At 62.6% G+C, this 13,030-nt stretch carries 11 protein-coding genes and 1 tRNA gene; 8 read left to right on the top strand and 4 right to left on the bottom strand.

Annotated features, from left to right (window positions below; translation table 11 throughout):
* Positions 1–2: 2 nt before the first annotated feature.
* From coq7 to RKP46_RS09150, 3 genes are all read right to left on the bottom strand, one after another.
* The gene (gene coq7 / locus RKP46_RS09160; RefSeq protein WP_311106378.1) at positions 3–626 is read right to left on the bottom strand and encodes a 2-polyprenyl-3-methyl-6-methoxy-1,4-benzoquinone monooxygenase; all 624 of its coding nucleotides are present in this window, start codon (positions 624–626) and stop codon (positions 3–5) included.
* A gap of 76 nt (positions 627–702) precedes the next feature.
* A complete protein-coding gene (locus RKP46_RS09155) occupies positions 703–1,284 on the bottom strand; it encodes a CNP1-like family protein (RefSeq protein ID WP_311106366.1) in 582 nt (193 codons plus the stop codon).
* A gap of 3 nt (positions 1,285–1,287) precedes the next feature.
* Positions 1,288–1,845 (bottom strand): RNA pyrophosphohydrolase, encoded by a 558-nt coding sequence (locus tag RKP46_RS09150; protein ID WP_311106365.1) that lies wholly within the window; start codon positions 1,843–1,845, stop codon positions 1,288–1,290.
* 159 nt (positions 1,846–2,004) lie between these two features.
* Between RKP46_RS09150 and RKP46_RS09145 the strand changes: the two genes are divergently transcribed.
* The gene (locus RKP46_RS09145) at positions 2,005–3,732 is read left to right on the top strand and encodes a proline--tRNA ligase (RefSeq protein WP_311106364.1); all 1,728 of its coding nucleotides are present in this window, start codon (positions 2,005–2,007) and stop codon (positions 3,730–3,732) included.
* A 14-nt stretch (positions 3,733–3,746) separates the two neighbouring features.
* Positions 3,747–4,325, top strand: coding sequence for a lytic transglycosylase domain-containing protein (locus RKP46_RS09140; RefSeq protein ID WP_311106377.1), 579 nt, complete (start codon positions 3,747–3,749; stop codon positions 4,323–4,325).
* A gap of 38 nt (positions 4,326–4,363) precedes the next feature.
* Here RKP46_RS09140 and ffh read toward each other — a convergent pair whose 3' ends face one another.
* Complete coding sequence (ffh, locus tag RKP46_RS09135; RefSeq protein ID WP_311106363.1) at positions 4,364–5,719, bottom strand: signal recognition particle protein; 1,356 nt, start codon at positions 5,717–5,719, stop codon at positions 4,364–4,366.
* A 30-nt stretch (positions 5,720–5,749) separates the two neighbouring features.
* Between ffh and RKP46_RS09130 the strand changes: the two genes are divergently transcribed.
* The 6 genes from RKP46_RS09130 to RKP46_RS09105 all read left to right on the top strand — a co-directional run bounded on the left by RKP46_RS09130 (position 5,750) and on the right by RKP46_RS09105 (position 12,928).
* Positions 5,750–6,589 carry a cytochrome c biogenesis protein CcsA gene (locus RKP46_RS09130; RefSeq protein ID WP_311106362.1) on the top strand — a complete coding sequence of 280 codons (840 nt, stop codon included), beginning with the start codon at positions 5,750–5,752 and terminating at the stop codon, positions 6,587–6,589.
* A 238-nt stretch (positions 6,590–6,827) separates the two neighbouring features.
* Positions 6,828–8,147 (top strand): trigger factor, encoded by a 1,320-nt coding sequence (tig, locus tag RKP46_RS09125; protein ID WP_311106361.1) that lies wholly within the window; start codon positions 6,828–6,830, stop codon positions 8,145–8,147.
* A 34-nt stretch (positions 8,148–8,181) separates the two neighbouring features.
* Positions 8,182–8,811: an ATP-dependent Clp endopeptidase proteolytic subunit ClpP gene (gene clpP, locus RKP46_RS09120; RefSeq protein ID WP_311106360.1), complete on the top strand. Its 630-nt coding sequence runs from the start codon at positions 8,182–8,184 to the stop codon at positions 8,809–8,811.
* A gap of 50 nt (positions 8,812–8,861) precedes the next feature.
* A complete protein-coding gene (gene clpX / locus RKP46_RS09115) occupies positions 8,862–10,136 on the top strand; it encodes an ATP-dependent Clp protease ATP-binding subunit ClpX (RefSeq protein WP_311106359.1) in 1,275 nt (424 codons plus the stop codon).
* A 171-nt stretch (positions 10,137–10,307) separates the two neighbouring features.
* Positions 10,308–12,734 (top strand): endopeptidase La, encoded by a 2,427-nt coding sequence (lon, locus tag RKP46_RS09110; RefSeq protein ID WP_311106358.1) that lies wholly within the window; start codon positions 10,308–10,310, stop codon positions 12,732–12,734.
* Positions 12,735–12,852: 118 nt separating this feature from the next.
* Positions 12,853–12,928 (top strand) — tRNA-Val (locus RKP46_RS09105).
* Positions 12,929–13,030: the final 102 nt, after the last annotated feature.

Raw genomic sequence — 13,030 nt, 5'->3', positions numbered from 1 at the left:
CGTCAGAGGTAGTACGCGGTCCGCGTCATCACTCTGGCGGCCAGCTTCATCGCCAGACGGGCCGGCGCCGGCAGTTCGCGCGCACCGAGCCGGTTGGCCGTCGCCGCGTGCGCGATTTCATCGGCACGCATCTGGGCCACGATGGCGCGCGACTTGCGGTCGCCTGCTGGCAACTGGTCGAGGTGGCTGTCGAGGTGTGCTTCGACCTGCCGCTCGGTTTCGGCCAGGAAGCCGAGGCTCCAGGCGTCGCCCAGCTTGCCGGCGCAGATGCCGATGGCGAGCGAACCGAGATACCAGACCGGATTGAGCAGACTCTTGCGGTCGACGAGTTCGGCCAGGCGGCGTTCGGTCCACGCCAGATGCTCGGTTTCCTCGTCCGCTGCCTGCTGCAGCGCGTGCCGGACGCTTGGGTCGCGGCAGGCCAGCGCCTGCCCCTGGTAGAGCGCCTGGGCGCACACTTCGCCGACATGATTGACCCGCATCAGGGCGGCGGCGTGTGTCCTTTCCGCAGGCGTCAAGGGATCATGGCCGAGGTCGCTTCCCGGCACCGGGCGCGTCGTCGGCGCTGGCGCGAAGAGCGTGCGCAGCGCCTTGTCGAAACTGATGATGAGGTCGTCTGGGGTCATCGGGGTCATCGGGGTCATCGCGGTCCTCGGCCGGCGACCGGACGGCGCCGCTTGGTGGAGACAGCCTGGCCAACGATCAGCGGCGCAGCGCAGTCGGTTGTCCGCCATGACGTAACGCACGGCGAGCGTCGTCGGCGTCGCGCAAGCGGACGTCGATGTGGCAGAAGTAGTCGGAAAAAAGCGCCGCGTAGTGTCTGTTGAGCGTGTTCTCGCTGATCGTCTGCCAGCGGTCGCTGCGCGCTTTCGACCATGTGCGGTCGGCGCGGCCGAGAGCGTAGACTCGGCGCTCGCCGGTGGCGCAGCGCATTCCTTCGTAGCTGATGTTCCGCGCGCCGGATGGGCTGACGATGACCAGCGTAAAACGTAGAACCCCGTCGCTGCCGACGCTCAGCGAGTCGCCATCGACCAGGAAGCGATTGTTCGTCGTTGCGCTGACCTCGAAGGGGATCAGCTTTTCATCTTGCGGAAAAGCGGGCAACTGCACTTCGTTTTCCTGCCAGGCTTTCCTTTCCTCGTCTTCGTCGCCGCGCTCGGCGGCGGCCAGCGGACCAGCACCAAGGCCAAGGAAGGCGCCAATGAGCAGCGCCTGGCTGATCGACGCCAGCCAGCACCCGCCGGTGTACGTGCGTCGGATGGAGGTGGGCGGAAGGCGTTGCACGTCCTACTCCTCGCCGACCAGCGTCACCGGTTGCGCGTCCGACAGGTTTACGCGCGGGGTTGCCGGCGGCCGGCGGCTCCGCCGGTGGTCGGCGTTGAGAAAACGCGCCAGTTCGTTCAGCGCCTGCTCGTACACGCGCCGCTTGAACTCGATCACGGCGTCAAGCGAAACCCAGTAAGTGTTCCAGCGCCAGGCATCGAACTCAGGGTGGTCGCAGGCGCGCAGCGAGACGTCGGTGTCGCGGCCGATCAGGCGCAGCAGAAACCAGATCTGCTTTTGCCCGCGGTAACTGCCACGCCATTCGCGTCTTACCCAATGCGTCGGTACGTCGTAACGCAACCAGTCCTTGGTCCGCCCCAGAATGCAGACATGCTCGGGCAGCAAACCGATCTCTTCATACAGTTCCCGGTACATCGCCTGCTCGGGCGTTTCGCCGCGCTTGATGCCGCCCTGCGGGAACTGCCATGAATGTTCTCGGATGCGCTTGCCCCAGAATACCTCGTTCCTGGCGTTGCAAAGAATGATGCCGACGTTCGGGCGATAGCCTTCACGGTCAAGCATTTCCCAAGACCTGCAATTCAATTGATTGCCTGCATTCTTCCACATTTCGCATGGCTTGCAAAGCAGATCACAAGTTGCGCCAAATCGGTTCGCGGTCGGCGCCGGGCTCGGGTAAAATCGGCCCTTGCCTTTCCGCTTGTCTTTTTTCGGCTATCCACCATGCGCAGTTCCCGGTTTTTTCTGTCTACCCTCAAGGAGGCGCCGGCCGACGCCGAGGTCGTCAGTCACCAGTTGATGCTGCGCGCCGGGATGATCAGGCGCCTGGCCGGCGGAATCTACACCTGGATGCCGCTCGGCTTGCGCGTCGTGCGCAAGGTCGAGGCGATCGTGCGCGAGGAAATGGATCGCGCCGGCGCCATCGAACTGTCGATGCCGGCGGTGCAGCCGGCTGAGTTGTGGCAGGAGTCAGGTCGCTGGGAAAAGTACGGTCCCGAGTTGCTCCGCTGCAAGGACAGGCACCAGCGTGATTTCGTCATCGGTCCGACGCACGAGGAAGTGATCACCGATGTCGTGCGCCGCGAGGTGAGAAGCTACCGCCAGCTTCCGCTGCACTTTTATCAGATTCAGGTCAAGTTCCGCGACGAGATTCGGCCACGCTTCGGCGTCATGCGCGGGCGCGAGTTTCTGATGAAAGACGGCTACTCGTTCCATGGCAGCTTCGCCGATCTGCAGCGCGAATACCGCAACATGTTCGCCACTTACTCGCGCATCTTTACCCGCCTGGGATTGCGTTTTCGTGCCGTCGCGGCCGATACCGGGTCGATCGGCGGTACAGGCTCGCACGAATTTCATGTTCTGGCGGACTCAGGTGAGGATGCGCTGGCCTATTGCCCTGAATCGGATTTTGCTGCCAACGTCGAGCTGGCCGAGGCGCTGGCGCCAGCCGGCGAGCGGCTGCCGGCGCGGGAAGCGTTGCGCAAGGTGCCGACCCCCGGGCGAACGAAATGCGAGGACGTTGCCGAGTTGCTTGGCTGCCCGCTGACGGCAACCGTCAAGCTGATTGCGGTCGTCCTTGCGGCGCCGCCGCCGGGCTGCCGCGAGCTGGCGCTGATTCTCCTGCGTGGCGACCACGCGCTGAACGAGGTGAAGACGCAGAAACTGCTCGGCGACTTCCGCTTTGCGCGCGATGACGAAATCGTCGCCACCTTCGGCTGCCCGCCGGGCTACCTCGGCCCGCTCGGCGTGCCGGCCGACTTGGCGGTCCTGGCCGATCGCAGCGTCGCGACGATGAGTGATTTCGTCTGTGGCGCGAACGAAGCCGGCTTCCATCTGGCCGGGGTGAATTTTCTCCGCGACCTGCGCGAGCCGGCCAGAGTGGCGGACTTCCGTAACGTTGTTGCCGGCGATCCGTCACCGGACGGGCGCGGAGCGCTCGAACTGTGTCGCGGCATCGAGGTCGGCCACATCTTCCAGTTGCGCACCAAGTACGCCGAGGCGCTGAAATGCAGTTTTCTCGACGAGAGCGGTCAGAGCCGGATCATGGAGATGGGGTGCTACGGGATTGGCGTGACGCGCATCGTCGGGGCGGCCGTCGAGCAGGGGCACGACGAGCGCGGTATCGTCTTCCCGGCGGCGATTGCCCCCTTCGCGGTCTGCATCGTTCCCATGGGCTATGCCAAGAACGAGGCGGTCAGGCAGGCGGCGGATGCGCTCTACGACGACTTGCAGGCGGCCGGAATCGACGTCTTGCTTGATGACCGCAACGAGCGTCCGGGCGTGATGTTCGCCGAAATGGAACTGATCGGCATTCCGCATCGCATCGTTGTCGGCGAGCGCGGCCTGGGCGAAGGTAAACTGGAGTACAAGGGCCGCTGCGACGCGGCGGCGCAGATGGTGCCAGTGAGTGAAATCGGTGCGTTTCTGCGGGAGCGGCTGTGCGCTGGCTGATCGTCCTGTTGGCCATGTTCACCGCCACGGCGGCACAGTCCGGCGCGCAAAAGTACGAGCCTCTGTCGGCCAGCGTGCAGGCGGCGCTGTCGCGCACGGTTTCGGACCGCGCGCCAACGACGAGCTCGTTCCAGGATTCGCTGGCGGCTGTCGACTGGCTGAGCGAGATGTCTCGTCGCCTGGAGAAGCGGATCCCTGATCGCGAAGGACGGCTCGAGTTCCTCCGCTCGGTGCACTACGAGGCGACGCGTGCCGGGCTCGATCCACAGCTCGTCCTCGGCCTGATCCAGGTCGAGAGCGGCTTCAAGAAGTACGCCGTGTCGACCGCTGGCGCGCGCGGCTTCATGCAGGTTATGCCCTTCTGGATCAAACTGGTCGGGCGCAGCGACGACAATCTGTTTCACCTGCGGACGAATCTGCGTTATGGCTGCACGATCCTGCGTCACTATCTCGACATTGAGCGTGGCGACCTCTATCGGGCGCTCGGGCGCTACAACGGCAGTCTCGGCCAGCCGCAGTACCCGAACATGGTACGCGCTGCCTGGGACCGCCACTGGTCCTATGCGCGGAGCAGCAAGCTGGCCTTACGCTGATGCACTAGGCCTGGCCGCCGTTGGCGCGCGCGCTCTGTTCAGCGCAAACCGGGCAGCATGTTCTTCATGCCGCGCAGCAATTGCGCCATGCCGCCACGCGAGAACTGTTTCATCATCTGCTGCGTCTGCTCGAACTGCCTGAGCAGGCGATTGACTTCCTGCACCTGCACGCCAGCGCCGAGCGCGATGCGCCGCTTGCGTGCCGCCTTGATCAGTTCGGGTTTGCTGCGCTCGGTCGGTGTCATCGAATTGATGATTCCCTCGATGCGGGCGACTGCCTTGTCTTCACTGCCGGCGGGTAGCTGTCCCGCCGCTTGCGAGAACTGGGCCGGCAGCTTCTCGATCATCGAGGCCAGGCCGCCCATCTTGCGCACCTGCCCGATCTGGTCCTTGAAGTCGTTCAGGTCGAAGCCTTTTCCCGCTTTCAGCTTCTTCGCGAAGTCGACCGCTTTCTGTTCATCGATTCCCTTGCGTGCGTCCTCGATCAGTGACAGGACATCGCCCATGCCGAGAATTCGCGAGGCCATCCGTTCCGGGTGAAACGCCTCCAGTCCGTTCAGCTTTTCACCGATGCCGGCAAACTTGATCGGTCGGCCGGTGATGTGACGGACCGACAGGGCGGCGCCGCCGCGTGCGTCACCGTCGAGTTTGGTGAGCACGATGCCGGTCAGCGGTAGTGCTTCGTTGAAAGCTTTCGCAGTGTTGACCGCGTCCTGCCCGAGCATCGCGTCGACCACGAAGAGCGTTTCGATCGGCTTGATCGCGGCGTGGATGTCGGCAATCTCCTTCATCATCGCAGCGTCGATCGCCAGCCGCCCGGCGGTGTCTACGAGCAGCACGTCGTGGTAGTGACGGCGTGCCCAGTCGACCGCCTGACGGGCGATGTCGACCGGTTTCTCGTGCGCAGCGGAGGGAAAGAAATCGGCTCCTGCCTGCCCCGCGACGGTCTTCAACTGCTCGATCGCGGCTGGGCGATAGATGTCGCAGGAAACGACCAGCACCTTTTTTTTCTGTGTTTCGCGCAGCATCCGGGCCAGCTTGCCGACCGTCGTCGTCTTGCCCGAACCCTGCAAGCCAGCCATCAGGACGATCGCCGGTGGCTGCGTTGCCAGATTCAAGCCGCTGTGCGCCTCACCCATGATGCGCGTGAGTTCGCGATGAACAACACCGATCAGCGCCTGGCCAGGGCTGAGCGAGCCGATCACCTCCTCGCCGATCGCCTTCTCCCTGACCGCGGCAATCAGCTCCTTTACCGCTGGCAAGGCAACGTCGGCTTCGAGTAGCGCGAGGCGAACCTCGCGCAAGGCGTCGCTGATGTTTGCCTCGGTCAGGCGGGCTTCGCCGCGCAGGGTCTTCATGACACGGGCAAGGCGTTGGGTGAGGTTGTCGAGCATTTGGCTTCCGGCTTGGTGTAAACTCAGATAATGGCAGATATTCTACTGCAGCTTCTCCCGCACGTCGTTTCTTCGCTGCTGCATGCGGCGCTCGGAATTCACTTCTGGAACACTCGCTGGCGCGAAACCGACCGGCCGCTGCTGACCCAACCGATGCGGCCGTGGGAGCGTGGAGCGATCTTTGCAACCCTGGCGATTCAGGCTTTCGGCCTCTACAATGGCCTGTTCGGCGCTGGCGGAATGCGCTTCTCTTTCAGCTACGCGCTTTCGTTGATGCTCTGGCTGGCCGTTCTGATTTATTGGCTGGAGAGCTTTCGTTCGCGCATGGACGGGCTGCAGCCGCTGGTTCTCCCACTGGCGGCGCTGGGCGCCGCGGCGCCGGCGCTTTTCCCCCATTTGCGCGTCGTCGCGCACGCTGGCGCCTGGGGTTTCCAGTTCCATTTTCTTACGGCGATGCTCGCCTACAGCGTGTTCACGCTGTCCGCACTGCATGCGGTTTTCATGGGTTTTGCCGAGCGCAAGCTGCATCAGCGCGCGCTGACCAGGAGCCTGGGCAGCCTGCCGCCGATCTTGACCATGGAAGCTCTCCTCTTTCGGATGATCTTGCTTGCCTTTTGCCTGCTCAGTCTGGCCCTGTTGAGCGGCGTTCTGTTTTCCGAGGCGATTTTCGGCCGTGCCGTCGTTTTCGATCACAAGACGCTGTTTGCCTTTGCCTCGTGGGCGATCTTTGCCGCCTTGCTGGTCGGCCGCCGCCTGTATGGATGGCGTGGACGCGTCGCTCTGCGCTGGACGCTGACCGGCTTCCTGGCGCTGCTGTTGGCGTACATCGGAAGCAGATTCGTCGCCGAGGTTATCCTGGGGCGGTTGTGACGTTTCGGCCTGGACGGTATTGCTGTAGAATCCCTTGCTTTTCGTTCGCGCAGAGGTGGGGCGGTGTACCGGCGAGCCGGGCTTTGCCCGGCCGCTGCTGTTCTGGCGTACTGGGGCGAGCCGGGTGCGGCAGGTCGCCTCTGCCGGTTGGTGCGGGTGCCGGCCCTGCCTGGGCAGCACGCGGCAAGGGCAAGCGCACCAGTCCATCTTTCCGCCAGTATGACTTCAAGGACTCTTAATGGAAACGAATGCCGAAAACACTGATGCTTCGGAAGTGAGCCCGCTGTTGCGGCGGGTCGACCTGTCGGTCTCCATCGCCGACCTCGATAAGGCGGTTGAGCAACGTTTGCGGGGTGTCGGCAAGACGATGAAAATGCCCGGCTTTCGTCCCGGCAAGGTGCCTCCTGCAGTGGTTCGCCAGCAGCATGGCGCGCAGGCGAACCATGAAGCGCTGCGCAGCGAACTCGCGCGCCTGCTGAACCAGACGCTCGATGAAAAGCGGTGGCGAATTGCCGGCGCACCGAAGCTCGAAGCGGGAGCCGGCGACAGCGACACACATCTGCAGTTCTCGGCGGAGTTCGAAGTCTATCCGGATATCGTCCTGCGCGATTTGTCGAGCTTCGAGATCGAACGTTCCGTCCTTGAGGTCGGTCAGGCGGAGATCGACCGGACGATCGAAATCCTGCGCAAGCAACGTGTGCGCTACGAGACCGTTGATCGCCCGGCGGCTGTCGGCGACCAGGTCAGCATCGACTTTCTCGGGCGAAAGAACGGTGAGCCTTTTGCTGGCGGCCAAGGCCAGGATTACCGCTTCGTCCTCGGCGAAGGCCGAATGCTGTCCGATTTCGAAAATGCGGTTGCCGGTACGCGCGCGGGCGAGAGCAAGTCCTTCGAGATGACCTTCCCGGCGGAGTATTTTTCGAGCGAGTTGGCGGGCCAGACGGTGAGCTTCGAGCTGACGGTGAAGGAGGTCGGCGAACCCGTCCTGCCGGCGATCGACAGCGATTTTGCGGTTGCGCTGGGGATCGACAACGGCGATCTGGAGCAGATGCGCAGCGAAATCGAGACGAATCTGCGGCGTGAGGTGAAGCGGCGCCTGCAGGCAAGAGTTACCCAACAGGTGATGGACCTGTTGCTCAGCGCCAATCCGATCGAGGTGCCACAGGTGCTGGTCGCGGGTGAAATCGAACGCTTGCAGGAGTCAGTGCGCCAGGACATGCGACAACGCGGAATGAACGTGAAAGAGCTGCCGATGTCGGCCGACTGGTTTGCCGAGCAGGGACGGCGGCGCGTCGCGCTCGGCCTGATCCTGGCCGAGATCGCCAGTGCCAACGACATCCGCGCCCAGCCGCAGCAGGTGCGCGCGCTGGTTGAAGAAGCGGCACAAAGCTACGAGCACCCGGAACAGATCGTCGGCTGGCACTATGCGCAGCCGGAGCGCCTGCGCGAGTTCGAGGGGGCGGCGATGGAGGCGCAGATCGTCGATTGGGTCATGGCGCAGGTCAAGGTGGTCGACAAACCGGTGGTTTTCGCGGAGTTGATGGGGCATACGTCCTGAGGGCAGGGCGGCTGCACGACGAGGAGGAATGCGCATGAACATCGAAGGCGGTAGCAACTGGCGGCCAGAGGCGCTTGGCCTGGTGCCGATGGTGATCGAGCAGAGCGGCCGTGGCGAGCGCGCCTACGACATCTACTCGCGTCTGCTCAAGGAACGGGTGATCTTTCTCGTCGGTCCGGTCAACGACGTGACCGCCAACCTGGTCGTTGCCCAGTTGCTGTTTCTTGAAGCGGAGAACCCTGAAAAGGACATCCATTTCTATATCAACTCGCCGGGTGGTGGCGTGTCGGCCGGCCTGTCGATTTACGATACGATGCAGTTCGTCAAACCGGACGTGTCTACCTTGTGCATGGGGCAAGCGTGTTCGATGGGTGCCTTCCTGCTCGCTGCCGGCGCGCAGGGAAAGCGCTTCGCGCTGCCCAATTCACGCGTGATGATTCACCAGCCGATGGGCGGTTTTCAGGGGCAGGCGTCGGATATCGCGATCCACGCCAAGGAGATCCTGTCGTTGCGCGCCAAGTTGAACGAACTGATGGCCCGGCACACCGGGCAGGCTATCGAACGGATCGAGCGCGATACCGATCGCGACAACTTCCTCTCGGCGGAGGAAGCCGCCGAGTATGGTCTGATCGACAAGGTGCTGGCGAGCCGCGGCGCGCTGTGACTGAGGCTCGCGTCGTGATGCCTGATCGCACAACAGTGAGGTAGGTCGAGATGTCGGAAAAGAAAAGCGGCAGCGAAAAACTGCTCTACTGCTCGTTCTGCGGAAAGAGCCAGCATGAAGTCAAGAAGCTGATTGCCGGGCCGTCCGTTTTCATTTGCGACGAGTGCATCGAGTTGTGCAACGATATCGTGCGCGACGAGATCGTCGGCGATCACAGCAGCAAGGGTGGCCGGAACGATCTGCCGACGCCACGCGAGATTTCGGCGTTGCTCGATCAGTACGTGATTGGTCAGGATCAGGCAAAACGCATTCTTGCCGTCGCCGTGTACAACCATTACAAGCGCCTGCGCCACCAGGGCAGGGTGGGCGCTGACGAGGTCGAACTTGCCAAGAGCAATATATTGCTCATCGGTCCAACCGGATCGGGCAAGACATTGCTCGCCCAGACGTTGGCGCGGATGCTGGACGTTCCCTTCGTAATGGCAGACGCAACGACGCTGACTGAAGCGGGCTACGTCGGCGAAGATGTCGAGAACATTATCCAGAAGCTGCTGCAAAAGGCTGATTACGATACCGAGAAGGCGCAACGCGGCATCGTCTACATCGACGAGATCGACAAGATCTCGCGCAAGTCGGATAACCCTTCGATTACGCGCGATGTCTCCGGCGAAGGTGTGCAGCAGGCGTTGCTCAAGCTGATCGAAGGGACGATTGCCTCGGTGCCGCCGCAGGGTGGACGGAAGCACCCGAATCAGGACTTCGTGCAGGTCGATACGACAAATATCCTGTTCATCTGTGGGGGTGCCTTCGACGGTCTGGAAAAGGTCATCCGCAACCGCTCGGAGCGTGGCGGCATCGGTTTTGGCGCCGAAGTGACGAGCAAGGACAACAAGAAGGCGATTGGTGAAGTATTGCGCACCGTCGAGCCGGAAGACCTGATCAAATTTGGTCTGATTCCCGAGTTGATCGGTCGCCTGCCGGTCGTTGCCACGCTCGAAGAACTGTCGGCCACTGCGCTCGTCCAGATCCTCGTCGAACCGAAGAACGCACTGGTGAAGCAGTACCAGAAGCTGTTTGCGATGGAGGGGGTAGCGCTCGAGATCCGGCCAGCGGCATTGACCGCGGTGGCCAAGAAGGCGCTCGAAAGGAAGACCGGTGCGCGCGGTTTGCGCTCGATCCTCGAATCGGTGTTGCTCGACAGCATGTACGAACTCCCGAGTATGGAGGATGTCTCAGAAGTGGTCGTAGACGAGAACGTCATTGTCGGGGACGGGCAGCCGCTCCTCATTTACGCCGGCCAGCCGAAGGTTTCCGGCGGCAACTGAGCGCCTGTTGGGGGGCGGTCAACAGAGCCGGCCACGATACCCGGTACCCGCGAGCGGAAGCAAAGCCACGCCGCGTTTCCAGCGGCCAGTGTGTCGAGCGAGCGGCGCAGCTTGAAATTCGGATTCGTGTCACCATCTGGGACATGGACCATTACCTGAAGGGCACAATCGATGTCTGCAACTCCCAAGCTGTCCAGCGAGCGGATTGAACTCCCGCTCCTGCCCCTGCGCGATGTGGTGGTCTTTCCGCACATGGTGATTCCCCTGTTTGTCGGAAGGCCAAAGTCGATAAAGGCGCTCGAGGTGGCGATGGAGGCCGGCAAGAACATCCTGCTCGTCGCCCAGAGATCGGCGGTCAAGGACGAACCGGAGGCGGAAGACCTGTACGTTGTCGGGTGCACGGCCAATATTCTGCAGATGCTGAAGCTGCCCGATGGGACGGTCAAGGTTCTCGTTGAAGGTACGCAGCGGGCGCGCATCGAAGTGATCGAAGCGCGCCAGGACATGTTCTTCGCACACTCGCGCTCGGTCCTCATCGAGGACGGGGTCAATCATGAAGTCGAGGCGCTGCGCCGGGCGGTGATTGCGCAGTTCGATCAGTACGTCAAGTTGAACAAGAAGATCCCGCCGGAAATCCTGACTTCGATCACCGGCATCGAACAGGCGGGGAGGCTGGCCGATACGATTGCCGCGCATCTGCCGCTGAAGATCGAACAGAAGCAGGAAATTCTCGAGATGTTCGATGTCCGTGCGCGCATGGAGCGCCTGCTCGCCCAACTCGAAGCGGAAATCGACATTCTGCAGGTCGAAAAGCGAATTCGCGGTCGCGTCAAACGCCAGATGGAAAAGAGCCAGCGCGAGTACTACCTGAACGAGCAGGTCAAGGCGATCCAGAAGGAGCTTGGCGAAGGCGAGGACGGTGCCGACATCGACGACTTTGAGAAGAAGATCAAGGCCGCCGGAATGAGTCGCGAGGGCCTTGCCAAAGCACAGTCCGAACTGCGCAAGCTGAGGTTGATGTCGCCGATGTCGGCGGAAGCGACGGTGGTGCGCAACTACATCGAAACGCTGGTCGGCCTGCCCTGGCGCAAGCGGACGCGGACGAGCAAGGACCTGGCAGCAGCGGGCAAGATTCTCGACGCCGACCATTGGGGCCTGGAGAAGGTCAAGGAACGGATCATCGAATACCTTGCCGTGCAGCAACGGGTCGACCGCCTGAAGGCACCGATTCTCTGCCTGGTCGGGCCGCCCGGCGTCGGCAAAACCTCGCTCGGCCAGTCGATCGCGCGTGCTACCGGCCGCAAGTTCGTTCGCATGAGCCTTGGTGGCGTACGCGACGAGGCCGAGATTCGTGGCCATCGGCGAACCTACATCGGTTCGATGCCGGGCAAGATCCTGCAGAACATGAGCAAGATCGGCGTCAAGAATCCGCTCTTCCTGCTCGACGAGGTCGACAAGATGGGCCAGGATTTTCGTGGCGATCCGAGTTCGGCGCTGCTCGAAGTGCTCGACCCCGAGCAAAACTCGACCTTTGTCGACCACTACGTCGAAGTCGAATACGACCTGTCCGATGTCATGTTCGTCGCCACGGCCAACACGCTCAACATCCCGCCGCCCTTGCTTGACCGGATGGAGGTCATACGCCTTTCGGGCTATACCGAGGACGAAAAAGTCAATATCGCGCAGCGCTACCTGCTGCCTAAACAGATCAAGAACAACGGCCTGCGCACGACGGAACTGACCGTTGCCGAAAGCGGCTTGCGCGACATCGTCCGCTACTACACGCGCGAGGCCGGTGTCCGGGCGCTCGAACGCGACATTTCAAAGATTTGCCGCAAGGTGGTGAAGACGCTGCTGCTGCGCAAGAGTCAGCACAAGGTCGCCGTGGGCGCGCGCAATCTCGACAAGTTCCTCGGTGTTCGCCGCTACAACTTCGGTGTTGCCGAGCGCGAGAACCAGGTCGGTCAGGTGACAGGTTTGGCGTGGACCGAAGTGGGCGGCGAACTGCTGACGATCGAGGCGGTCGTTTTGCCCGGCAAGGGCAAGACGACGACCACCGGCAAACTGGGTGAGGTGATGCAGGAGTCCGTGCAGGCGGCGCTTTCGGTGGTGCGCAAGCGGGCGCAGTCGCTCGGTATCGATCACGACTTCTACCAGAAGAGCGACATCCATATCCATCTGCCGGAAGGCGCCATCCCGAAGGACGGACCATCGGCCGGCGTCGGAATCTGCACCGCACTGGTTTCCGTGCTGAGCGGGATTCCGGTCTGCTGCGATGTCGCCATGACCGGCGAAATTACCCTGCGTGGCGAGGTTCTGCCGATCGGCGGTCTGAAGGAGAAACTTCTCGCGGCGGTCCGCGGTGGCTTGGCGAGGGTGCTGATTCCCGAGGAAAACGTCAGGGACTTGGCGGAAATCCCGGACAACATCAAGAACAAGCTGGAAATCATTCCGGTACGCTGGATCGACCAGGTGCTCGAGCATGCGCTTGAGCGCAAGCCCGAAGCGGTGGCGAGCGATGAGGCGGTGACTGCGCCGCCGTTGGCTGCGACCAACGCCGAAGGCGTCGCCGGGGGAGCCGGACTGACCACGCATTGATTTGTTCGGGCAGGCCGGGCCGCTGGCCGACGAAGGGATACGCGCGGCCCTGCGCGCTGCTCTGGTCAGCCGGCTGGCGATACGGTAGACTCGCGTCCCTGCGTTTGGTTTGGGTAATGGGTGCTTAGCTCAGTTGGTAGAGCGCTAGCCTTACAAGCTGGATGTCGGCGGTTCGAGCCCGTCAGCACCCACCAGGCACAGCCCGCAGTGGGCCACCAGGGAAGCAGTGGGCCACCATGAACATGGGAGTGGTAGTTCAGTTGGTCAGAATACCGGCCTGTCACGCCGGGGGTCGC

Origin of the sequence: Accumulibacter sp., assembly GCF_031732815.1 — a bacterium.
Taxonomy (GTDB): domain Bacteria; phylum Pseudomonadota; class Gammaproteobacteria; order Burkholderiales; family Rhodocyclaceae; genus Accumulibacter.
The sequence above is the reverse complement of the archived record's forward strand: the minus strand, read 5'-3'. Positions and strand labels throughout refer to the sequence as shown.